Below are 21,296 nucleotides of genomic sequence, written 5' to 3' on the forward strand. Positions count from 1 at the left end.
ACGCGTTCTTCGATGCAATCGCGATTGGCGTTCAGGAATAGACAATCCGCCGTGCACTTGCCGATATATTGATAGCTTCTTGAGTCTTCGGGGGAGAAGGATCGCCTGCCGGCGCTTTCGCCTAGCGGGCGATCCTCTCAAAATGCGTTTATTTGAACAGGAATTTTCCAATATGGCCAAAGGTCAACAACGCAGCAATCGCGAACCCAAAAAACCGAAACAGAACAAACCCAAGAAGACAGAAAGCAAGCTTTCAGGCGTCTCCGCAACCTTTGAAAACAAGCTCAATCCGCAACAAAAAAAGGGCGGCAAGAAATAAAAATCAACACTGCCTGTAGAGGCAGTCTCTCGGCATGACGCTGTCCGGCGCCAACGCCGTATCGAAGCAATACGCAGTCGCACAATAGGGGCAGAGCATGGAATCGGATAAGCCCATATTCAAATAGACATGGGGATGGTCATGGGGCGGCGATGCGCCAATACATTCGAATTCCCGCATCCCGATCCGGATCTCGGCAATCCCGTCGTCATTGCGTAATTTTGAGAAGCGGCGCGGCGTGGCGGTCTCAGATCCATCTATTTGATCACGTCCGTAAAGCGGCGTCGTCGGCGCCGTCAACGAGCCGCCCTCGGATTCCCATCTGAGAATAGAGACGGATTGGGGAGGGAGCGCTCTCATTCCGCCAGACATTGATTACCCCGCCGCCGGTGAAGCTTGTCGCATTCCCAGTCATTGCCGGAATAATCGAGGTGGGCGCCCTTCGGAATAATGACGGCGACGCAGTTTGCGCCATTCGTCCGAAACCCTCTTTCGCATTTCCAGCCGGAACCATAGAGGTTTCCGGTCAAAAACCCGTGCTCGGGCACGTTCACTTTGATGCAAGCATTATCCGTCGCACGAAACCCGCGGTCGCACTCCCAGCCGCGTCCATAACCTGAAACCACGAGAAATCCGTTCCTGGGCGCGGAAATGGCTTCGCATCGGTCTCCAACAGCGCGGTGACCATGCTCGCACTCCCAGCCAGAACCATGGGACGTATTTGTTGGATATGCATTGACGGGAACGCCTATAGCAGCGCAGCCTTCTTCGCTGGCGCGGTAACCGCGGTTGCACTCCCAACCTTCTCCATAGCTCGCATCGGAAAGAAAGCCGTTTTCCGGCACGTTGATTTCAACGCAAGTCTTGTTTGCCTTCCTGTATCCTCGATTGCAGCTCCATTGATCCCCGAAGGAAGTAAGGTAGGCGTTCTCCGGCACGTTGATTTCAGCGCACGCCCCTTCGGATCGGCGATAGCCGCGACGGCATTCCCACGCGCGCCCATATGAAGCGTTTGTGCCATAAGCATATTCAGGAACGACAACAGCGACGCAGGCGCCAGCCTTTTCCTGAAAGCCCTGGTCGCATTCCCAGCCGCCGCCATAGCTCCTTTTGTGTGCGTTTTGAGGCGGATCGAAGCTGCGCGATTGCGCCTGTGCTGACGCTGGCGCAACAAAGAAAAACGTCAGTTGAAGCGTAAACGGAAGCGCCATGCAAACCATGGCGGCGCTAAGGGTTTTCAATATTCGACTGGCCATTCTTTGTGTCCTGCACTCAGTATTGGAGGGGTAAGGCGCGAGACGGTTTCAGGCTTCAGCGCAAAAATGTGGAGTTGCGCTTCGACAACGCCTGGCTCAACCGCTTATCCGCGCAGAGAGCCCGGGAAACGGCGTCGCGACATTGCCTGCATCATGCAGCGACAGCTAAACGGTCGCTTTCCAGTGCGCGGAACAAGTCTCTCGGATCGAGCTCGACCTCATGCAGGCTGCCTTGCAGCCCCGACAGCATGTGCAATCGGATGGTGGTTTTCGTCTTTTTCTCCCAGGAGAACGGGAACGTCCAATAATGCCGGTCACGGGTTTCGATACTGTATGACCCGGCAGGTTGTCTGGCGGCGATGCCTGTTAAAGAAAAAGGGCGCCGAAAATTGATTCGCGAATAGACTACTGGCGCGCGCATGGGAAAAAATCCGTATGATGACGCATGACGCTAAATCAGACAGTCGCGGAGAGGGGAAAAGCCCCCTCCGCAAGGCGGTTTAAGATTTTTTGTCTTCGCAGGCGGGCGCAGCCGATTTTTCCGCTTTGGGCGCAGATTGACCGGCCGTCTCCGCCGTTTTGGAAACATGGTCTTTGTTTTCTTGTTTCGGGGTTTTATCGCCTTGATTATCGCTTTTCTTGAACATGTCATGTAACTTTCATTTTGCACGGCAATGATTTGCTGGCGCACTCTATAAAATGGGCGCCGAGGCCTCGCTATACAATGGGCAACGCCAATATAAGGAAAATATTTTTGTACGGACTTCTGACATTGAACGAAAGCGCGCAATCGCGCCCAATTATTGAGTCTGTGAACTCCCGCATTCTGGAAGGGTAGGGTGAATGGCGCGGTCATGACAGAACCATTGACAGGCGCCTTTCATATCTGGGCGACTTATGCGCTGGTCGTAATGGCTGTCGTGGGGTTTTCATCCGATCGGCTTAAGATTGAGGTGACATCCCTTCTTTTGCTGACCGCTATGCTTCTTCTGTTCGAGCTTATCCCTGTTGTCGGCTCTGAAGAAGGAAATCCGCTCAATACCGCTCGGTTGCTGGCGGGATTCGCAAATCCCGCTCTTATCGCGGTTCTCGCATTATTAGTGGTTGGGAACGGACTTTGGCGTTCGGGAGCTTTGGATTGGGCGCTGGGCTTGTTCCTTGACCGCGTCGGCAGCCGCCGACGGCTTGCAATCGGGATTTGTTTCGCGACGGTGTTCCTGGCGAGTCCGTTTGTGAATAATACCCCAGTCGTCGTGATCTTCATTCCGATCATGGAGACGATTGCGCGACGCTTTTCTGTGGGTCCAAGCCGCGTGATGATGCCGCTTTCATTCATCGCGATTCTCGCTGGCATGACCACGCTAATTGGATCTTCAACCAACTTGCTTGTTTCCGGCGCCCTCAGTGAACTCGGTGAGGAACCGCTCGGCTTTTTTGATTTCATCGTGCCCGGCCTGGCGCTAGCGAGCGTGGGCATTCTCTATGTCATTTTTGTCATGCCGCATCTGCTGCCCCGACGTCACTCGCCCGTCGAGCGGTATATGACCGGAAAGAACCGGCGCTTCATCGCGCAGCTTACGGTGGGGCGCGAGTCTAAACTGGTCGGCGAGACCGCCCGTTTCAATATTCTGGGCATACGCGGTTCCCGCCTTATTCTCGTGCAGCGTGGCGAACATGCTTACATACCTCCATTCGAGCATTTAAAGATAGACGATAATGACATTCTGGTTTTCATGGCCACGAATGAGGCGTTGGCCGAAGCGCAAACCAAGTTCTCGCGCCTCATGTTCAGCGTGTCGGGAGAACAGGATCTTCCGGCGGACGAAGAGGAGCGCAAGAAATGGCTGTCGCGGGGCCAGATGATTGCAGAGGTGATGATTGCGCCGGGATCGAATATCGCCGGGCTTTCTCTCGAAGAGGTCGGGTTTCGCGCCCGGTATGACTGTCTGGTGCTGGGGATAGAGCGGCAATCCCGCCTGACCCAGCGCCACCTTACCGGCGCTCTGCTGCAAGAAGGCGACGTGCTTGTGGTGCAGGGCGACCGTGAGGCGCTCGACCGCATGCGCAAGCATCGCAGCGTCGTGATGCTCGACGGCACGACCCAGCAACTCCCGGCGACCCGCAATGCAAAGATGGCCGGGGCGATCTTCGCCGCCGTTATTTTCCTCGCCTCTACCGGTATCTTGCCGATTGCTGCAGCTGCAGTCGGCGGCGTTGCGTTGATGCTGATCACCGGCGTTTTAACCCTGAACCAGGCGACGGCGGCGCTGGATCGCCAGATATTCTTAATGGTGGGCGCATCTTTGGCGCTCGGCGCCGCCATGCTGGAGACTGGCGCGGCTTCGTATCTCGCCGGCGGCGTGATCGGATTGGCCGGTCCGGCGGGAAAGGCGGCGGTCCTTTCCGTGCTGTTTCTGCTTGTTGCGCTGTTGACGAATGTCCTCTCCAACAACGCTGCCGCTATCCTTTTCACGCCGATAGCGCTGGGTCTGGCGAACGGCCTGGACACCGATCCCATGCCGTTCGCGCTGGCTGTGATGTTCGGCGCCAGCTGTTCGTTCGCGACGCCGGTCGGCTACCAGACGAATTTGCTTGTGATGGGCCCGGGTTATTACCGCTTCAAGGATTTCATGCGCGCCGGGGCGCCATTGGTCGTACTGCTTTGGATTGCTTTCAGTTTGTTCATGCCGTGGCGCTACGGACTGCTGGACTAACGGTGCGACAGACATTCGAAAATCAGAATTTCGCGGCACAACTTCAAACAATTTATCGAAAGGCGCTATCCTGAAAGAGAGCATCCGAAATGCGCCCTGATGAACGCCTTTCTGATCGGAACGCTGGCGGCAAGCACGTTATCCCGCATTTCGTCCCTTGAAAGCGCGCTTTCAATGAGTTTCGCCGCCTCGACTGCTTCGCTTTCGATCAAAGCGCCAGAAATGCGGTTTGCATAGCATTCGCTCCTGGCCGATGACGCGCCAAGACGCCGCATGCCGCCTTTTATTTTCATAGCGACCTCATTCGTGGCGACGGTTTCAGGATGATGTTTCGGGAAGACGGAACACGCGGCTAAAAGCCAGAAAGATGTTCCGCAAAGCAAAAAAAACCGGATGCGCGCATAAAGGAACATGGCGCATTTTCGCGTTTTATTCGTCGTCAATCGAATCGTCGATCGCTTCGCCCGCATCTTCCACGTCGCGTCCAACGCCCTTGATGGTTTCGCAGGAAGACAGAAACAGACAGGTAATTAGCAGCATACTTAATATTCGCATGGGAGCCTCCACAAGCGGCCGGTAGGCCGTGCATGCGTGAACAACTCGCCGCGAAGACAAGGGTTCCGCAGGGAGCTGGTTGGAATTAAATTTATTTCGTTGTCTCCAAAAAACTGTGGGCTGTAGGTGAGTATATTCCGAGCCTTGTCAGACTAGGGGAAGCTGATCAATTGTCATTGTAGCTGCAAGAATAGAAATCAATTGATGACCTCTGCTTTAAGCGAGAAACCGCTCATCAAATATGGGAAAAGCTATGACCAATAACCTGCTGTCTTCAAGTACGATCACCGGCGATCATGTCAAAAACGCTAAGGGTGAAGACCTCGGTAAGATCGAAGATCTCATGATTGATACGAATGACGGCGCCATTCAGTACGCGGTACTGTCTTTTGGCGGCATTATGGGGCTGGGTGAGAAATTATTCGCAGTTCCCTTCGGCCGGTTGAAAGTCGATACCGAAAATAAATGCATGATCCTGGATGCAGATAAGCAGCGCCTTAAAGACGCTCCCGGTTTTGACAAGGATAAATGGCCGGACTTTTCTGATGCTTCCTTCAAAACAACACATGATGCTTATTATAAATAAGCGCCGCCGCACCAGCTATTGATGACGAGGTGTCGGGTATCGCATGATCCAGTCGAAATCATCTTCACCTGAAAAGCTTATCGAAAAGCTTCAGATCATGGTGGCCGACTCAGAGCTGACCATGATTGATGACTGGCGCTCCGAAAACCGCGCCGCGAGCCGATCCGCTGCGATCCGCTCTCTCATTTACCTCGGTCTGGAGCTCTCCAAAGCGAACCCCGACAAGGCGAACGAGCTACTGGAGCAGTTGCTTCCTAAAAATTATTCCACCGCCGTCCAAATTGGCCCGGCAGAACCCCCGTGCGCATCTGCGCATAAAACACTGAAAAGGCGAAATCCTGTGAATTCGAACAATAACGCCGAAAGCAAACTTAAAACCGTTAAAGCGGCCTGCGACAAGGCGCCCGCGGGCGACAAGAAAGACGCCGCCTTCAAGCATTTTTCTGCTGCTGAAAAAGCGCATAAAGCGAAAAATGACAAAGAATGCATGACCGAATTGGCGGCCGCTGAAAAAGCGCTCCACTGACAGCTGGCTAGGAAACGCGTCCCTCAATAAGTCGAGGCCAGGAATCTGGTAGGTCAGAATCTCCTGGCCTTGCCGGTCTGACCCGCCCTCACGCCCCCCCGGCCCCTCGGGGGCGGGTCAGTCATCAAATTTCCGACCATTGAAGGACCACATTCGCTTTTTCGAAAATATTTATGAAAGGTTAGATAATGAGAAAATTTCTGATAGTGGCCGTCTGCGCAGCATCGCTGCCGATGGCCGCGAACGCCTCAACCATCGTGGCACAGGGAGGCGGTCCCTATAATGTCCAGTCTGACGATCTGTTCTTCGGCGTCGTTTCGTCGACTGCAGGCGGGGCAGGGTCGTACACAATCGACTTCACGAACCCGAGTGGTTCGGTCCTTGCAGTCGCTGATGCGGCGGTGACAAGCGCTGCGGTCGATACGCTTTTCACCGACCTGACCATCTCCTGGCTCGACGGAGTCACGCTGAATACCCTTGTTCAGGCTGCAGGCATTGATACGCTGTCGACAGTCTTTTCCGATATGTTTCAATCACAGCGCCTGGTTTTTGATTGGTCTGACTCTGTCGCCGGGGCCGGATTTGGTGTTGATGTTGAAACTAAAATCTCGGAAGTTCCCATACCTGCGGCCCTGCCTTTGTTCTTTTCGGCTCTATTTGGATTAGGTTTTGCATCTCGTCGCCGTCGAAATCCTGCCTAAGGCGATTTTTTTAGATGTTTATTGCGATATGAATTTGTGCATGCTTGCCGGGAAACCTAAGCAGCACTAGCATATTGTTATTAGATTGCGGTCGCCGGAAAACGTGGCGATCGCAATTTTTTGCGTTTTTGCAAGGCTTATTGCTCCCGTTCAATGCTAACGCCAGATGGAATTTCTTCAGCGTCTGAGTTAGCGTCCAACGGCTCCCGCCATAGATCGCCCATATTATATTGACGCTTGCCAACAAATACATCCCTGATGCTGTCGTCTTCTGCAAAGTCTACTCCATGCTGAAGGCGTTTAACGCCTATAAACCTGGCGACGGCTTTTTTGAAAGCGCCGAAAGGCGTTTCCTGTTGTTGGGCGGCATGATTGGCCTTGTTCATTACTATACTCCTGGATCAAGTTCCCAATTAACATCTACGTTGCCGCAAGGTTCCGGAACAGGCGTCAAGACGCCATCTAAAACGGAACCATTCCGTACAGAATGCGTTTCACTGGCCCAGTTTATAGGAGATATAAAATGTCACTCAGCGGATTACTGATCTGGCTGCTCATCGGCGCTATCGCCGGATGGCTTGCCGGTATTATCGTGAAGGGCTACGGCTTTGGTCTGATCGGGAATATTGTAGTGGGAATTGTCGGCGCATTTGTTGGCGGCTGGCTCTTTGGGCAGTTCGGCATCGTCAGCAACGGCGTCCTCGGCGCCATTCTGGGCGCCACGACCGGTGCGGTTATCGTTCTGTTCTTGATTCGTCTGGTCCGTAGCGTTTAGCAGGTCGCGATTTGCCAGGAGATCCGTGATGAATCGTGGATCAAACTGGTGCGCCTGAGAACGCATCCTTTGATGTTGATCTTTTTGGTTAAGGTGTCGACTTCGCATTCATAGGCCAGTCGGGGTTAGGATTGCTGACATTTTCAATAGCTTTGCGGAACAGTAAAGGATTTGCGATCGGGCGAATTTTGATATCAGCGTCTCCGCTGCCATGGATAACCAGGCGGCCGTATCCGAAAATGCGCGCCCAAAATCCCTGCTGGATTGTCACCAGTTCGATGCTGCGAATTGGAAGTTCGCGGGTGTAACGCCGCAGCCACCCTGTTTTTACGACAACACGATGGTTGGTCACCACAATCTCCGTCGTTGCGGCGGTAACCCACAGATGAAAGAAGATAATGAAACCAACCCCAACAAGGCCTAACGAGAGCAGGGCGAGCCAGGCCCCGATCCAGTAAAGCCAATGAAAGTGAGCGCTTGAAATCACGATTTCATGTTGGCCGAGTGTTTTTGAAATGTAGCTCATAATGCGCTTTTAGAGAAAGTATGATGCAGCGTTGGCATGCTAAGCGGTATCGCATCGAGAGGAAGTGGCGGCGTACTGCTCTTTCACCGCCCGTCGACACAATTGGGCGGGGCCCTCTGTTATGCGGCGCGCCGCGAAAGCGATCCGTCCTCAACGAGGTCGACAAGCCTTGATCGCGCCCGTGAAAGTCGAGAGCGAACAGTGCCAATCGGCACGTTAGTATGCTCCGCGATTTCAGCGTATTTCAGTCCATCGAGGGCGCTGAGTGCAATAACCTGCTTGTCGTTCATTGTAAGTCGATCCAGAGCACCAGCAACATCTGAAAAATGCATGTGATCGTCCTGGATCGCCCGCGTGCAAAGGCTGTATGAGGGAGCGTCATCATAGGAAATAGCGACGCCACGCGATTTGTCTCGCCTTATGTTATTTAGGAATATTCTTTTGCAAATCGTTGTGAGCCAGGCGCGAAGGTTGGCGCCGTCGAATAGATGCGATTTTATGAGCGCTCGCTCAACTGTATCTTGCACCAGGTCTGCCGCGTCATCCGCATTTCGCGTCAGGCTGCATGCAAAGCGATGCAAGTAGGGCAACAGATCAGTCAATTCTTGCGAATTGATTGTTTCACCTGTCCGTTCAGCGGATTGATCCTGCAACTCGGCGCGGATAGCCGGTGAGGCGCAATCTATGGCGAAAAAAGTATTTTGAATGGTCATGAATATCGTCCCTTCTATGTAAATACTCTGCTCACCCCGCAATGACGTCTGCATACGGCGCAGAGGGGAAAGTCTGGACTATAAGCTGGAGGTGATAACTGTCTTCGTATTCGTCTGATCAGGCGCGCCAGCAGGATCAGTGCAGCGCCAATCGCTTTGCTCAGAGCCGCTGTTCATTAATGAATGTGCAGCGAGCGGATTAAGTTTAACAGGATCGGGATATACTCAACTCTTATTCAACAATGAAATGAGTAGATTCCGATGCTCCCCATTCAAAAGATGAAAGATTAACGTAGAGGCTGACCATCCCTCCGGGAAACCGGCGCGCATTGCGACAAGCCGCCCCCCCGCGCTCGCAATGGCAGGTCAGTTCAACCGCCGGCCTAGCCCTCCCATAAATAGGCCGGCGGTTGCTTTTTCAGACAAGATCCGCGGTTTCATATGAGCCTTCGGCGCATACTTTGTTTCATCCAGCGAGCGTCGGCTATTTATTCTACGAGCAGCGTTTGTTTCGTCATGAAGTACGCAAAATCCGCCGGCCTGTGAGGCCTTCACCACAATATACGGAAAAAGCGGCTCCGTGATCGAGATAAGATCGCAACAGCGAACTAAAACACACTGAAAAAACGTGTCCGATCACGGATCCAAACCGCAGCAAGGTTCTCCCCCAAGGCTGCGGTTATCCATGTTAGCTTTGCCGAAAATGTCTGCACTGCAGGGGGAGGGAGCAGCGCATGTATATTTTAGGCGTTGTTGCGCACTAGCGTTGAGGACGATAGTCAAGCACCTGTCGCGCATCGTAAACGCTAGTCGATCGCGGGGCGGGGTTATTGCCCATGAGAATTTCGATCTGCGCTACCGCACTGTCGTCAGTTCCGTAGTCATATTGAGGTCTGTCCGGATAACGCTGGCTATCGCGGCCGTAGATACGCATCTGATCGTAACGGTCTAAAGTTGAGTCTGAAAAAGTGCGATTTCGACTCGTGATTTGAAACCAGTCATATTTTTGATCCAATGTAAGTTCAGCGGATCGGCGCAACACCCAATCTTCTGCAAGCGCCTGGCTGGCGCCAACAGAGCGGTAGCGTACCTGGAACCTGTTTGAATCAATTCTCGTTTCAGAATAGCCATTGTCGTATTGCGAGGTTGCCTGCTCGTAAACCGGCCCTCGATACCCGGTTGCGCAACCGCCTAAAAACACAATCGTCGCAGCCAGAATTCTGAGTTTTATCATTGTCGCCATTTCTCCTGTGACGCGACCGAAAATCCCTCATGGGGAACTTCTTCGGATCGCTAAACCGATATCTGGAGAAGCGCTTTGGGCATGCGCGGGTTTCGCGCTGAAGGACCCAATTGCCGCAAACAGCGCACTCCTGACGGGCTATTGGCTATAATTACTGGCGAGCAGGTCGGTTTGCGAGACTCGGAATCTACTCATTTGAGCACCCAGTGCTCCGCGTTGGAGAGCCCTAATCGCGCCATTCGCCTGATTTTTGGTGTATTTCGGTGAGATCTGGTATGGTGCACGCTCGCTTTCCCCTAGCAGCAAGCCACTGAAAGGCAGCGCAAATGACGGAAAGCCGTTCGCCCAAGAGTAAATCCGCTCGCGCGCCGTCAAACGGACGCGAAAAGGTTGCGATAGCGCCAGATGAAACGAATTTTCTGGTTGTCGGCATTGGCGCTTCTGCCGGCGGCCTTGACGCCTGCAACAAGCTGCTTGACGCCATACCGGCGAAAAGCGGAATGGCTTTCATCATCGTTCAGCATCTCGACCCGACCCATGAAAGCATGATGGTCGATTTGCTGTCGCGCCATGCGGCGATATCGGTGCAGCAGGCGACAGATGGAATGCCGCTTGAACGCGGCAATATTTATGTCATTCCCCCTGGGGCTGATATTTCTGTCGAAGGCCATGCATTACGACTGTCGCAAACTCCCGACAGGCACGGCGCGCGCCTGCCGTTTGATTTTTTGCTTCGCTCTATGGCGGAGACTTTAGGATTGCGCGCCGCATGCGTAATACTTTCCGGAACCGGCGCAGACGGCAGCCTTGGATTGAAAGCGATCAGGGAATCTGGCGGGCTCGTCATCGCTCAGAAACCCGAAGAAGCGAGCCACGACGGCATGCCTCGCAGCGCGATTGCGACCGGCGCTGTCGATCTTGTGTTGCCGGTATCCGAGATACCAGACGCGCTCGATCAATTCGAACGTCGCATGACCTTCGCCCGCAAGAAGAAAAACCTGACCCCTTCAACCCAGGATTCGGAGTGGCTGCCGGAGATCATCGCGCTGCTTCGAACAAGAACAGGGCATGATTTTACCCTGTACAAGTCCGGCACGCTGCAACGGCGCATCGATCGGCGCATGGCGCTTGCGATGATTGATGGCGATGACATGGCTTGTTATCTGGAAAAGCTACGCAATGACCAGGACGAGATCGAGCTTCTCGCGAAAGATTTATTGATTAACGTCACGAGCTTTTTTCGCGGTCCGGACGTGTTTGCTTACCTGGAGAAAAATATCGTTCCGGACCTTGTCGCCGGCCATGATGTTGAGCGTCCATTAAGACTCTGGATCGCGGGATGCAGCACGGGTGAGGAAAGCTACTCGCTCGCCATGCTCTTTCAAGAGCAGATTTCAGCGATTAAGCGGAATGTCAGGTTGCAGGTCTTTGCGTCGGATTTGGACGCAGACGCCGTAGCGCGGGCCCGTGAGGGGCTTTATCCGGAGACGATTGAGGCTGATGTATCGCCTGAACGGTTAAAGCGATTCTTCGACAAGGAAGGCCGGCAATATCGTGTGAAGCCGGAACTGCGCGCCGCCGTCGTCTTTACAGAGCATGATGTGCTCTCGGATCCGCCATTTTCCGGCATTGACTTTGTTTCCTGCCGCAATTTGCTTATTTATCTCCGACCTGAGGCGCAGGCGAAAGTCATTTCCATCTTCAGGTTCGCACTGAGAGCGGATGGCGTCTTACTGCTTGGCGGGGCGGAATTAGTGGGCGCCGGAGAAGCCGGGTTTGAAATCGTATCGAAGCCGCAGCGCCTGTACCGGCGCGTCGGTCATCATCGCCCCAGCGAGTTTGCCGAGTTGATGGCGGAAAACGTTCGGGCGCCGTCTCGCATCGTTCGAACGCCGGCTCGCGCGCAAGCGTCGGCTTTCGCGGAATTTTGCGAACGGCTTGTCATGGAAAATTACGCGCCGGCGGCGGTCCTGATTAACAGAAAGCAGGAATGTCTTTTTACGCTCGGTTCGACGGACCCGTTCATGCAGTTGGCGCCAGGGCTGGCGACCCGCGATCTGATTGCATCGTCGCGCGAATTTGTTCGCGCCAAACTCAGGTCTGCTCTTCAGAAGGCATGGCAGGCTGACGCGAAAGTCGTCGTCAAAGGGAGGCGAGCAAGCCGAGACAAGGACGGGATGGCTTATCGTATTGAGGCCTCGCCGACGGTTTTTGACGGCGAAAAGCTCATGCTCGTCTGTTTTGTCGAGGAGCCGGCGCAAGAAGAGCGACGCGGCGCGGCGCCAACTCCGGGCGGGGGCGCGACGCAGGTGGCGGAGCTTGAACGGGAGCTTGACGAGACACGCACCGAGCTCGAAAGCGCGATTCGTTCCCTTGAGGTCGCCGAGCAGGAGCATCAGGCGATCAATGAAGAGGCGTTGTCTGTCAACGAAGAATACCAGTCGACCAATGAAGAACTGGAAACGTCAAAAGAGGAATTGCAGTCCCTGAATGAGGAGTTGACGGCGCTCAACAGCCAGCTTCAAGAAGCGCTCGAACTGCAACGCACCGCCTCCGACGATCTGCAAAATGTTCTCTACAGTTCTGATGTTGCGACGATCTTCCTTGACACGGATTTGCGCATTCGCCTTTTTACGCCGGCGGCTAAAGGTATGTTTCACATTATCACGAGCGACATTGGGCGTTCTTTGTCAGACCTTAATCCTCTTGCGGCCGATCCTTCGCTGCTGAGCGATGCCAGTCAGGTATTGCAGTCGCATGAACCGTTGGGGCGCGATATCAATGTGCGCGACGGCGCGTGGTATTCTCGCCGGATCATGCCTTATCGCACGCAAGGCGGCGACGTAGAAGGGGTCGTCATTACGTTTATCGACATAACGGAGCGGCGCAGAATTGCGGACGCGCTCGCGGCGGCGAATGAGAAAGCGCAACGCGCAACGGAGGCTAAATCCCGTTTTCTCGCCGCCGCCAGCCATGACTTGCGCCAGCCCTTGCAAACGCTTGTTTTTCTGCACGGGTTGTTGGCGAAGTCGGTGGAAGGGAAGAGAAAGCAAGATCTTGTGGTGCGCATGGGCGATACCGTGGATGCAATGTCCGGCATGCTCAATGCGCTGCTCGATTTAAATCAGATTGAGGCGAATGCTCTGCAGGTTGAAACGCGCGGATTTTCCATCAACAATCTGCTCGTCCGACTGCGCGATCAGTTTACATATCAAGCACAATCCCAGGGGATCGATTTGAGGTTCGTGGAGAGCAGCCTTGTCGTTGAAAGCGATCCGCGTCTTCTCGAGCAGATGGTCCGCAATCTTCTGTCGAACGCAATAAAGTACACAACACAAGGCAAAGTCCTGGTTGGCTGCCGCAGGAAGCAGGGACGGCTTAGGATTGAAGTCTGGGACACCGGCGCTGGAATTCCGGAAGATCAGCTTCCGGCTGTGTTTGAAGAATATCATCAGCTCGACAATGTTGAACGTGAGCGAAGCCGTGGCTTCGGTCTCGGCCTTTCGATCGTTCAGCGGCTAGGCGACTTGCTTGGACATCAAGTCGATGTTCGTTCCCAGGCGGGCAAAGGGTCGGTTTTTTCTATTGGGGTTGGCATCGCCCACAACGCGCCGCCATTTTCGCATGAAATTGAGACGCGCGGGCCGGTCACGCCAAGCATTAAACCAGCGCATCAGGCGGAGGCTGTTCTTGTCGTAGAAGATAATCATGAAGTGCGAGAGTTGTTACAGATTGCTTTAACGGAGGAAGGATATCCAGTCGCCGCTGCTGAGGACGGCGCCGGCGCAATGGAATTGGTGTCGTCCGGAAAGATAAAACCGGATATCATAGTGGCGGACTTCAGTCTTCCCAATGGCATGAATGGCGCTGAAGTCGCCGAAAGCGTGCGCGAAATTCTTCATTCCGATGTTCCAGTCATTATTTTAACCGGCGATATTTCGATTGAAATATTTCGCAGTCTCGCGCTGCCGAACTGCGCGCGACTCAACAAGCCGGTCAATTTGAATGAATTGACGCAGGCGATGCGACAGCTTTTAACACGGCCGCCGAAGGCTGCTGAGAAAACGCTGGAACCGTCCGCCGCGGGCCACGCCGTAGCGAAAGAAACTACGATATTCGTCATAGATGACGATAGTCACATACGCGATGAAGTTGCGGATGCGCTTGGCGGACACATCTGGGGGGTGAAGACCTATTCCACCTGTGAGGCATTCCTTGCCGAATATCATCCAGGCTCTCAATCTTGTCTGCTCGTCGATTGCCGCCTTCCCGGGATGGATGGGTTCCAATTGCTGCGCGTGATGCGGGACCGGAAGCTTCATCTTCCCGTAATCATGATCACCGGTTACGGCGACGTGCCGACGGCGGTCCGGGCGATGAAGGCCGGAGCGATCGACTTCATCGAAAAACCGATCGCCGTCGAAGGGCTTGTCGCTGCTGTCGAGCGCGCCCTGGAGGCGTCTCAAGACATCAACGCCGCAGATGCGCGCCAGGAAAATGCCGAAAAACGAATTGCGTCGTTGACGCCGCGTCAGCGTCAGGTCATGGATCTGGTTCTTGCTGGGCAACCCAGCAAGAATATCGCCGCAGATCTCGGCATTAGCCAGCGCACAGTTGAAAATCATCGCGCCGCCGTCATGAAAAGTACGGGCGCAAGATCGCTTCCCGAATTGGCCCGGCTTGTGGTCACTGCGGCCTGAGCGCAACCGGTTGGCCTTCGCTTTAAAGGTGTTCCGAGCGACTGGGGCTTAGTTTGTAGCATCCTTGATCGCGTCGCTAACGTCGTCGGCGGCGTTTTCTATGCTGTCTCCAAGCTTTTCCGTATCGCTTTTGCTGCTTTCATTAATATAATACGTCCCGCCGATAATAACGGCCACGAAGCCTGCTATCATCAATATTTTTTGTGTTTTCGTTTCCACTTTGAACTCCCCATTAAGGAACGGACAAAAGGCGCCCGAGCAATAACTTCCGATTTAAAGATGCGGGAAGGAAGTCCTTTTGCGCGCTTACCATGGCGCCTTTGCGATTGAAAAAACCTGGATGGTTTCCGATTGCCCGCAAATGCGGCGGTCGGCGGCGGCCGAGCCGCTAATCAGGACGCGGTCTCCGTCATCGAACCCCTGGAGGTCGCCAAGCAGGGTATAAAGACGCCCGGCGTCGTCGCGCAGCGTCGGGCAGCTGACGCCCTCATTCGTGAGGATCCCTGCGACCGCGCTTTCGCCGCCTGTATTGATGTTAACATCATCCCGGCCCGTATTATTACGCACTCTCGAAAGGAATCCGATATTCCCCGTCTTGTTATTGCGCCCGCGATCAAGTTCGCTTGACGCGGGCGCCGCCATTGTCGACGTGCGGTAAGGGGGTTCAGTTTGGTTTGCAGAGGAAGTACGATCATTATGTGAATGTCCCTCGCCGCGTCTGCGATCGACATCAGTGCGGATGCGCACGCGTTCCGAAAAATAGGTCCGGGCGCCGTTTTCAACAGCAGCGACGAAATACACGGAGTCGCTGTTAATTGTGTCGGGAATGACAACCTGCGTTTGGAACACGCCCTCGGCGCCTGTTCTCGTTTCTGCAATTTTGGTCAGTGCGTTTCGGTTGGGCCCCACATAAATCGAAACAGGCGTGTTCGGCGGGAAACTGTGCGCCACAAGCGTCACCTTATCGCCCCAGTAAACGTCCTGATCGACGGCAATCAGCGCCGCATCGTCAGTCAACGAGTAGGGGCCGCGATAGCTTTGCTTGCCGGCGTCGCCGCCGTTAAAAAAGTCGCCATTTGCATGGCTGTTATTCTCAACAGAGGCGCGATCGACATAATATGACTGGCTCATATAGGTGTCTGACCCGCGCTGGATCGCGAAATAAGCAAGATTATGATCATAAGACTCGGGCAAGGTGACGCGTTCGTCAATGCGGCCTTCGCGGTCGCTTGCAATTGTTCGAATGCGGATAAGGGTGTCCCGGCTGTCGCCGTACAGTATGTATACCTGCTCGCCGCGCTGGAAATTATCTCCAATAAGCCTGATTTCGCCATTGCGCGGCCCGTGCGCCGGGGTGATTGAAATAACTGGCGGTTCATTGTCATGGGACGCCGAACGCCAGGACGCGTCCTTGTTTGAAACGTTGCGTGCGCTTCCGGGAAGATAGACCCGCTCCCCGATAGCCAGGTGACGCGCCCGAAGATTTGGATTGAGCCGGGCGATTTCGCGTAAGGAAACATCGTAGCGTTGCGCAATTTCTGCGAGAGTGTCGCCGCGCCTAACGACATGATAGCCATTGCTGACATCGTGGCGGCCGTTGTCCAGATATTGAATTTCGTTATACCGGGCGCCGGAAAGGCTGTCCTCATAGATGTTAGCGCGCGCGTTCGGAATATGAATCGGATCTCCGATTGACATGCGGTTTGGGTTTGTTATTTGCGGGTTGCTGATCAGAATTGAAGCAATGGAGACATCGCAAAACTCTGCAATGTCGGAAAGGGTTTCGCCGTAATTGAGCGTAACGCGATTTTCGCAATCGCCGTCAAGCTGTTCCGCCCGATAAGGAGAGTTGTTGCGATGCGCCGCTCGCGCAGCCTCAATGCCCGCGACGGAGTTGTAGCTTACGCGCTCGCCGTCATATTTGTTAGGATAATAGTCATCGTAGCTGCTGGACGGCTGATATTGGACATTGTCGTTTCGATATTGGTTGTCGCGGGCATAACTCGCGCAGCTTGCGGTCATAATTGCAAGGATGCTTACGGCGCCGTAGCGCTGAAGCGAATTTAACTTTCGAATGGCCGGGATTGACATAATCGGCTGCTTTCTGCGGCCATGTTTCATGATCCGCCTGTTAAAAATATCTACACTGAATAAATGAATGGCGCGGAATAAAGTTCCATTTTATGGGCGTAATTATTAAATAACGTTTCGATTGAAAATGCCGAACTGAAACCTGCGCAATTCGATGTGGGAAACTGCGGCATCTACTCACAACGGTAATCAATTTCAGTCGCTAAAACCTCGAATAATCGACTGGTGCGTTCTCACAGCATGTTCGTGCATTTTTGGAACCAGTCATTATGAGCGATGTTGTCCGAATCCATAACCAACATAAAAATAGGCAGCTGAATTAAACCAATCAAGACGAGATAGATATATGAAACCCAATCAAACGATCAAACCGTTCGAAACGCCAGGTCAGAATGAAGCGGAGGAAATGTCGAGGTACGGGATTAAGAAGGTTTCGATAGAGTACTTCTACCTAGGCATGTATGGATATTTCAATCTGAAAGACGCGGTCGCTCAAGCCAAGCGGGATTTAAAGACCTCGGTTAAGACTAACTAATGGCTTCTTTCCCGGCGATGGTGTTTGCGACGGCGTGTTTGCCTTCGCGAAAGGGCGAGGTGCTTGCTTGCCAAATACATTCTATTGGCGCGCGCGGTTTTACATGCCAGGCGGCCGCTCAAGGAAAGGACGCCACGCCTCAGGAGAAGGAAGCGGGGCAGTCATGGTCATTCTTACACCGTTTTGCGCCATTTCGCCTGAATTTGACGAAATAATCCCGCTATTTCGCCGATTTCGCCTGTGCTTGGTTTTCCCCGTTCCAGTAGCGAGGAGGCCCGACCATGGCCGAAAGTCCCAAAGCCCAACCCATTACGCCGCCGCCGCTTGAAGAGATCGCGCGCGCCAATCCCGGCTGGTTCGACGAGGCGGTGACCGCCGCTGATGCGGCGAAGCTGACGGGCGTGCCGCCGGCGACGCTTGCGACCTGGCGCTCGCGGGGCGGCGGCCCGAAATTCCTGAAGCTCGGCCGCGTGGTGCGCTATCGCCGGCGGGCGCTTTATGAGTGGATGGCGGCGAGGGAGCGCCGCCATACGGGCGAGGCGGGACCAGAGTGACCGGCGCGAAGACCCGGCCGCTCACGATCCGCTTGCCCGCCCGCGCCGTCGAACGCCTGCATGAACGCGCAAACATCGTCAAAGGCCGTCCAACCGCCATTGCGCGCGAGCTGATCCTTGCGGGCCTCATCAACGGACACTCCCTTGAACAGGCGGAACGCATGCTGACGATCGAACGCCGTCTCGCGGCCATCGACCAGCAAGTGCAGGCGGTTTCACAGAAATCCGATGCGCACGCGGCCTCAACAGGGAGGCTCCTCGCCATGTTCGAGGCCCTGCTTCAGGTGCTGACCGGCGAGCATTCGAAGGACCATTCCCATCTTGAGTAATGCAAAGAAAATCCTGTTTCTCGTCTCGCTTGTCAGCTTCGCCGCGGCGCTCGCCGTCTTCGAGACCGGCTTCAAGCGATGGACGCCCATTGGCCGTGTGCCGGAAGGCGGCCTCGCCAGATACGATCCGAATTTCGTATCTCAATGCGCACGATACCGAATGCGCACATACTTCTTCGACAATTACGCGGCTCATTTCTGGGGCGTTTGCCGCGCCAGCTTCACCGACACGGGATCGCTATCCGCCTTTCACCTTCGTTATTGGGCGCTGATTTCGCTGTCCGGCGCTGGCGTCCTCTCCTTATTTGCTTTCGCGCTTGCCGCGCGCTTGGAACGCCCGAAGGCCAAAGTTGTCCGCGGGCGGCGCTATCTGACGGGCGGCGAAGCCCGGGCGCAACTTCGCGGCGCCTGCGCCGCCGAACGTCGGCGCTTCGGAAAAGGTCTTGAGTTCCCGCCCGGCATCCATATCAGCGCAGAGCGCGAGACCCGCCACTGGCTGATCTGGGGCAGCGTCGGCGCAGGGAAAACCCAGACCATGCTGCATCTCATGCACGCCGCCATCCAGCGCGGCGACAAGGTGCTGGTCCTCGACACCAAAGGCGACATGACCGCGACCATGCCGACAGAACCGGCGCTGGTCGCGCCCCAGGACGAACGCTCATTCGTCTGGGACGTCGCCGCCGACTGCCGCACCAAACAGGATGCGAGAGAGCTGGCGGCGCGGTTTATCCCGGCGAGCAACGATCCGATCTGGTCGGACGCTGCGCGCGAAATCTTCGTCGCCTGCATCGCCCGATTGCAGGCCGAAAAGCCCGAACGCTGGAGCTGGACCGATCTCCGGGACATCGTGCTTCAGGATGCGGCGGCGTTATTCAAGACCGCGCAATCCTATCATCCCGAAGCCATGCGCGTGCTGAAAGACCCGTCCAGCAAGACCGCGCAAAGCGTGCTGACGACGTTTCAGGCGCATCTGAATGTGGTGAGCGCACTCGCCGAAAGCTGGGGCGGCCATGACCACCCGCCGCGGTTTTCGGTCAATAAATGGCTGCATATGGACCATGCGAAGCCGGTGATCCTGCAGCGCGACGCCAAATATCCGGAGCTGTCGAACGCATGGATCAGCGGACTTCTCGGCCTGCTTTCCTCGGCCGTTGGCAGCCCATCCTTGCCGGAATCTCGCACCCGCCGGGTCTGGCTTTTCCTCGACGAATTCCCGCAATTGCCGCGCATGAGCGACTTCTCGACCTTCCTCGACATGGGCCGCTCGAAGGGCGTGATCGTGGTCCTGGGGGCGCAGGATATCGCTCAGATCCGCTCGGTTTACGGGCGCGAGCGCGCCGATTCCTGGATCGGCATGATCGGAACGCAGGTGATCACGCGGCTCAATTTCGGGCGGGGCGCGGAGGAAGCAAGCCTGATGATCGGCGATCAGGACGTCGAATATAAAGTGCGCAGCACCGGAACCAGCGGCGGCCATTCCACTACTAGCGAAAGCATTCACCGCGAAACTCGCCGCGTCGTCACCGCCGCAGACCTTTCGAACCGTCTCGGCCCCCGGCGGAAAAGCATCCGCATCGCGCTGCTCGGTCCAGGAAAAGACGCTTACGAACTCGATCTTCCATATGTTCGCCAGCAGCAATTCCGCCCCGCGTCGCAGCCGGCGCAGTGGACTTATCGGGCGACCGAGCGCGCGCAATATGGCAAGAGTACTAAAAATTCCGAGCCCGAAAGCGCCATCTCGAAAGCCGACGCCGCTTTCATCCGGGGCGACAGGGACGACTGATGGTCGCCTCGATCTCAGTCAGGAAAAGCGTCGCCGCGGCCGCGGCCTATTACCAGCATATGGGCAAGGACGACTATTACGCGCGCGAGGGCGAGGCTCCCGGACGCTGGGAAGGCCGCGCCGCTGAACGGCTTTCTCTTGAAGGTTCGGTCTCGAAATCCGACTTCGAAGCGGCCCTCGAAGGCCTCGATCCGAGGACTGGGGAGCGGCTTATTCTGGCCAACGGCATCGCCCATACGGCGGGCTGGGATATGACCTTCAGCGCCCCGAAATCCGCTTCGGTCCTGTGGGCTCTCTCAAACGAAAACCAGCGCATGACCATCGAAGCGGCGCACCAAAAAGCCGTGAACAAGGCGCTCAACCACCTCGAAAACAATCATGCCTGGGCCCGCCGCGGACGGCGCGGAGGCACAAAAGAAAGGACCGCAGGCCTCCTTGTCGCGGCCTTTGATCATCACACGAGCCGCGACTTCGATCCCCAGCTCCATACCCATGCTTTCATCTTCAATCTGGCCCCGCGCCATGACGGAAGCTGGGGCGCGATCGTCGGCCGCGAACTCTATCTGGCGCAGAAGGAAGCCGGCCTCGTTTACAGGGCTGAATTCGCAAACGGGCTCGAAAGATCAGGAATAGACATTACGCGAGAAGCGGAGAGTTTCCGCGTGACGGCGATCCCGCGAAATGTGGAGCGCGCCTTCTCGAAGCGCCGCGAGGCTATCGAAAACGCCGCCGAAACCTACGGCTATTCGAGCGCGAAAGGCATGGAAATGGCGGCGCTCAGGACCCGAAAACCAAAGCAGGAAATGAACCGCGAGGCTTTACTTTCCATGTGGCGGGAGGAAGCAAAGATCCTCGGATTCGATCTGAAAAGACAGCGAATCCATGCGCCAAAAGCGGAGAATATTCAGGAGCGCGGGGCTAATAATTCGCTGGAAATGCGCTCAAAATTACGCGCTAAAGCGGCGCAAATCCAGCCCGAAAAACATGCTGAAATGCAGCCCAAAAAGGTCATCCGGCCGCCCAACATCGCGCGCCTGTTGCAACGTTTGGCGGCGACTTTAGACGGCCCTTCGCGCATGTCCGGCATCCGTTTCAGCCTGCGCCAAAAGGAGAGAAATCTCGAACGGGAGTAGCATCATGATGCGTGTACGGTGTGATCAGACGCTAATGCATTAGCGACGCTCAACTTATCGACCGATGAGCGGTAAAATGTACACAGCGAATTTGCAATTTTGTACACGGGGCAGGGGAATGCTAACACCGTGATATGGTTGGACTTGCCGCTCTCCCGGCCTCTGGCCGGTATGCGCCTTCAGGCGCCGGGGTGTGATCTTTAAAACGTCGATGTCGGGGTCTCAAGTAGAGGCCTGTTTGGGCTGACGCGCTGCGG

General features: G+C 55.2%; 22 protein-coding genes. 11 read left to right on the top strand and 11 right to left on the bottom strand.

Annotated elements, in window-relative coordinates; translation table 11 throughout:
* The first annotated feature begins 172 nt into the window (after window positions 1-172).
* The gene (locus CW354_RS23445; RefSeq protein WP_165793715.1) at window positions 173-319 is read left to right on the top strand and encodes a hypothetical protein; all 147 of its coding nucleotides are present in this window, start codon (window positions 173-175) and stop codon (window positions 317-319) included.
* Between the two features lie 3 nt (window positions 320-322).
* On the opposite strand, the gene CW354_RS24085 is transcribed toward CW354_RS23445, so the two are convergent.
* From CW354_RS24085 to CW354_RS23455, 4 genes are all read right to left on the bottom strand, one after another.
* Window positions 323-691: a zinc-finger domain-containing protein gene (locus tag CW354_RS24085; RefSeq protein WP_423793531.1), complete on the bottom strand. Its 369-nt coding sequence runs from the start codon at window positions 689-691 to the stop codon at window positions 323-325.
* Window positions 676-1,575, bottom strand: a complete 900-nt coding sequence (locus CW354_RS13960) for a hypothetical protein (protein WP_133162313.1) — start codon at window positions 1,573-1,575, stop codon at window positions 676-678. The genes CW354_RS24085 and CW354_RS13960 overlap by 16 nt, the downstream gene beginning before the upstream one ends.
* A 151-nt stretch (window positions 1,576-1,726) precedes the next feature.
* Complete coding sequence (locus tag CW354_RS23110) at window positions 1,727-1,996, bottom strand: hypothetical protein (protein ID WP_133162314.1); 270 nt, start codon at window positions 1,994-1,996, stop codon at window positions 1,727-1,729.
* Between the two features lie 79 nt (window positions 1,997-2,075).
* Window positions 2,076-2,222, bottom strand: a complete 147-nt coding sequence (locus tag CW354_RS23455) for a hypothetical protein (protein ID WP_165793717.1) — start codon at window positions 2,220-2,222, stop codon at window positions 2,076-2,078.
* 207 nt (window positions 2,223-2,429) lie between these two features.
* Between CW354_RS23455 and CW354_RS13965 the strand changes: the two genes are divergently transcribed.
* Entirely contained in the window at window positions 2,430-4,289 is a 1,860-nt protein-coding gene (locus CW354_RS13965; RefSeq protein ID WP_133162315.1) for an SLC13 family permease, read from the top strand.
* Between the two features lie 429 nt (window positions 4,290-4,718).
* On the opposite strand, the gene CW354_RS13975 is transcribed toward CW354_RS13965, so the two are convergent.
* Window positions 4,719-4,844 (bottom strand): entericidin A/B family lipoprotein, encoded by a 126-nt coding sequence (locus CW354_RS13975; protein WP_104830703.1) that lies wholly within the window; start codon window positions 4,842-4,844, stop codon window positions 4,719-4,721.
* Between the two features lie 253 nt (window positions 4,845-5,097).
* On the opposite strand from CW354_RS13975, the gene CW354_RS13980 reads away from it, so the two are divergent.
* The 3 genes from CW354_RS13980 (at window position 5,098) to CW354_RS13990 (ending at window position 6,657) form a co-directional block, all read left to right on the top strand.
* Window positions 5,098-5,430, top strand: coding sequence for a PRC-barrel domain-containing protein (locus tag CW354_RS13980; protein ID WP_207764817.1), 333 nt, complete (start codon window positions 5,098-5,100; stop codon window positions 5,428-5,430).
* Between the two features lie 43 nt (window positions 5,431-5,473).
* Entirely contained in the window at window positions 5,474-5,956 is a 483-nt protein-coding gene (locus CW354_RS23695; RefSeq protein WP_207764818.1) for a hypothetical protein, read from the top strand.
* Window positions 5,957-6,144: 188 nt separating this feature from the next.
* Window positions 6,145-6,657, top strand: coding sequence for a hypothetical protein (locus CW354_RS13990; protein ID WP_104830705.1), 513 nt, complete (start codon window positions 6,145-6,147; stop codon window positions 6,655-6,657).
* A 137-nt stretch (window positions 6,658-6,794) separates the two neighbouring features.
* Here the strand turns inward: CW354_RS13990 and CW354_RS13995 are convergent, their stop codons facing one another.
* Window positions 6,795-7,043 carry a hypothetical protein gene (locus tag CW354_RS13995; RefSeq protein ID WP_104830706.1) on the bottom strand — a complete coding sequence of 83 codons (249 nt, stop codon included), beginning with the start codon at window positions 7,041-7,043 and terminating at the stop codon, window positions 6,795-6,797.
* Between the two features lie 137 nt (window positions 7,044-7,180).
* Here CW354_RS13995 and CW354_RS14000 point away from each other — a divergent pair, with 137 nt between their 5' ends.
* A complete protein-coding gene (locus tag CW354_RS14000; protein WP_104830784.1) occupies window positions 7,181-7,432 on the top strand; it encodes a GlsB/YeaQ/YmgE family stress response membrane protein in 252 nt (83 codons plus the stop codon).
* Between the two features lie 88 nt (window positions 7,433-7,520).
* Here CW354_RS14000 and CW354_RS14005 read toward each other — a convergent pair whose 3' ends face one another.
* From CW354_RS14005 to CW354_RS14015, 3 genes are all read right to left on the bottom strand, one after another.
* A complete protein-coding gene (locus CW354_RS14005) occupies window positions 7,521-7,958 on the bottom strand; it encodes a PH domain-containing protein (protein ID WP_104830707.1) in 438 nt (145 codons plus the stop codon).
* A 119-nt stretch (window positions 7,959-8,077) separates the two neighbouring features.
* Window positions 8,078-8,671 carry an RNA polymerase sigma factor gene (locus CW354_RS14010; RefSeq protein ID WP_165793718.1) on the bottom strand — a complete coding sequence of 198 codons (594 nt, stop codon included), beginning with the start codon at window positions 8,669-8,671 and terminating at the stop codon, window positions 8,078-8,080.
* A gap of 760 nt (window positions 8,672-9,431) precedes the next feature.
* On the bottom strand, window positions 9,432-9,905 hold the full coding sequence (locus CW354_RS14015) for a CC0125/CC1285 family lipoprotein (protein ID WP_104830709.1): 474 nt from the start codon (window positions 9,903-9,905) through the stop codon (window positions 9,432-9,434).
* 335 nt (window positions 9,906-10,240) lie between these two features.
* On the opposite strand from CW354_RS14015, the gene CW354_RS14020 reads away from it, so the two are divergent.
* Complete coding sequence (locus CW354_RS14020) at window positions 10,241-14,614, top strand: chemotaxis protein CheB (RefSeq protein WP_104830710.1); 4,374 nt, start codon at window positions 10,241-10,243, stop codon at window positions 14,612-14,614.
* A 48-nt stretch (window positions 14,615-14,662) separates the two neighbouring features.
* On the opposite strand, the gene CW354_RS23460 is transcribed toward CW354_RS14020, so the two are convergent.
* Both CW354_RS23460 and CW354_RS14025 read right to left on the bottom strand, forming a co-directional pair.
* Complete coding sequence (locus CW354_RS23460; protein ID WP_165793719.1) at window positions 14,663-14,833, bottom strand: hypothetical protein; 171 nt, start codon at window positions 14,831-14,833, stop codon at window positions 14,663-14,665.
* A gap of 87 nt (window positions 14,834-14,920) precedes the next feature.
* Window positions 14,921-16,636: a LysM peptidoglycan-binding domain-containing protein gene (locus CW354_RS14025; RefSeq protein WP_165793720.1), complete on the bottom strand. Its 1,716-nt coding sequence runs from the start codon at window positions 16,634-16,636 to the stop codon at window positions 14,921-14,923.
* Between the two features lie 885 nt (window positions 16,637-17,521).
* On the opposite strand from CW354_RS14025, the gene CW354_RS14035 reads away from it, so the two are divergent.
* The 4 genes from CW354_RS14035 to mobF are packed head-to-tail and all read left to right on the top strand — an operon-like array spanning window position 17,522 to window position 21,039.
* Window positions 17,522-17,794, top strand: a complete 273-nt coding sequence (locus CW354_RS14035; RefSeq protein WP_104830713.1) for a helix-turn-helix transcriptional regulator — start codon at window positions 17,522-17,524, stop codon at window positions 17,792-17,794.
* Window positions 17,791-18,123: a hypothetical protein gene (locus CW354_RS14040; protein ID WP_104830714.1), complete on the top strand. Its 333-nt coding sequence runs from the start codon at window positions 17,791-17,793 to the stop codon at window positions 18,121-18,123. The genes CW354_RS14035 and CW354_RS14040 overlap by 4 nt, the downstream gene beginning before the upstream one ends.
* Complete coding sequence (locus tag CW354_RS14045; RefSeq protein WP_104830715.1) at window positions 18,116-19,906, top strand: type IV secretion system DNA-binding domain-containing protein; 1,791 nt, start codon at window positions 18,116-18,118, stop codon at window positions 19,904-19,906. Before CW354_RS14040 ends, CW354_RS14045 begins: the two co-directional genes overlap by 8 nt.
* A complete protein-coding gene (gene mobF, locus CW354_RS14050) occupies window positions 19,906-21,039 on the top strand; it encodes a MobF family relaxase (protein ID WP_104830716.1) in 1,134 nt (377 codons plus the stop codon). The genes CW354_RS14045 and mobF overlap by 1 nt, the downstream gene beginning before the upstream one ends.
* The last annotated feature ends 257 nt before the right edge of the window (window positions 21,040-21,296 follow it).

It is taken from the genome of Hyphococcus luteus (genome assembly GCF_002943565.1).
Classification (GTDB): Bacteria; Pseudomonadota; Alphaproteobacteria; order Caulobacterales; family Parvularculaceae; genus Hyphococcus; species Hyphococcus luteus.

Coding starts and splice junctions, on each gene's coding strand:
- CW354_RS23445 (WP_165793715.1), top strand. CDS start 173: ATGGCCAAAGGTCAACAACGCAGCAATCGCGAACCCAAAAAACCGAAA.
- CW354_RS24085 (WP_423793531.1), bottom strand. CDS start 691: ATGTCTGGCGGAATGAGAGCGCTCCCTCCCCAATCCGTCTCTATTCTC.
- CW354_RS13960 (WP_133162313.1), bottom strand. CDS start 1,575: ATGGCCAGTCGAATATTGAAAACCCTTAGCGCCGCCATGGTTTGCATG.
- CW354_RS23110 (WP_133162314.1), bottom strand. CDS start 1,996: ATGCGCGCGCCAGTAGTCTATTCGCGAATCAATTTTCGGCGCCCTTTT.
- CW354_RS23455 (WP_165793717.1), bottom strand. CDS start 2,222: ATGTTCAAGAAAAGCGATAATCAAGGCGATAAAACCCCGAAACAAGAA.
- CW354_RS13965 (WP_133162315.1), top strand. CDS start 2,430: ATGACAGAACCATTGACAGGCGCCTTTCATATCTGGGCGACTTATGCG.
- CW354_RS13975 (WP_104830703.1), bottom strand. CDS start 4,844: ATGCGAATATTAAGTATGCTGCTAATTACCTGTCTGTTTCTGTCTTCC.
- CW354_RS13980 (WP_207764817.1), top strand. CDS start 5,098: ATGACCAATAACCTGCTGTCTTCAAGTACGATCACCGGCGATCATGTC.
- CW354_RS23695 (WP_207764818.1), top strand. CDS start 5,474: ATGATCCAGTCGAAATCATCTTCACCTGAAAAGCTTATCGAAAAGCTT.
- CW354_RS13990 (WP_104830705.1), top strand. CDS start 6,145: ATGAGAAAATTTCTGATAGTGGCCGTCTGCGCAGCATCGCTGCCGATG.
- CW354_RS13995 (WP_104830706.1), bottom strand. CDS start 7,043: ATGAACAAGGCCAATCATGCCGCCCAACAACAGGAAACGCCTTTCGGC.
- CW354_RS14000 (WP_104830784.1), top strand. CDS start 7,181: ATGTCACTCAGCGGATTACTGATCTGGCTGCTCATCGGCGCTATCGCC.
- CW354_RS14005 (WP_104830707.1), bottom strand. CDS start 7,958: ATGAGCTACATTTCAAAAACACTCGGCCAACATGAAATCGTGATTTCA.
- CW354_RS14010 (WP_165793718.1), bottom strand. CDS start 8,671: ATGACCATTCAAAATACTTTTTTCGCCATAGATTGCGCCTCACCGGCT.
- CW354_RS14015 (WP_104830709.1), bottom strand. CDS start 9,905: ATGATAAAACTCAGAATTCTGGCTGCGACGATTGTGTTTTTAGGCGGT.
- CW354_RS14020 (WP_104830710.1), top strand. CDS start 10,241: ATGACGGAAAGCCGTTCGCCCAAGAGTAAATCCGCTCGCGCGCCGTCA.
- CW354_RS14025 (WP_165793720.1), bottom strand. CDS start 16,636: ATGACCGCAAGCTGCGCGAGTTATGCCCGCGACAACCAATATCGAAAC.
- CW354_RS14035 (WP_104830713.1), top strand. CDS start 17,522: ATGGCCGAAAGTCCCAAAGCCCAACCCATTACGCCGCCGCCGCTTGAA.
- mobF (WP_104830716.1), top strand. CDS start 19,906: ATGGTCGCCTCGATCTCAGTCAGGAAAAGCGTCGCCGCGGCCGCGGCC.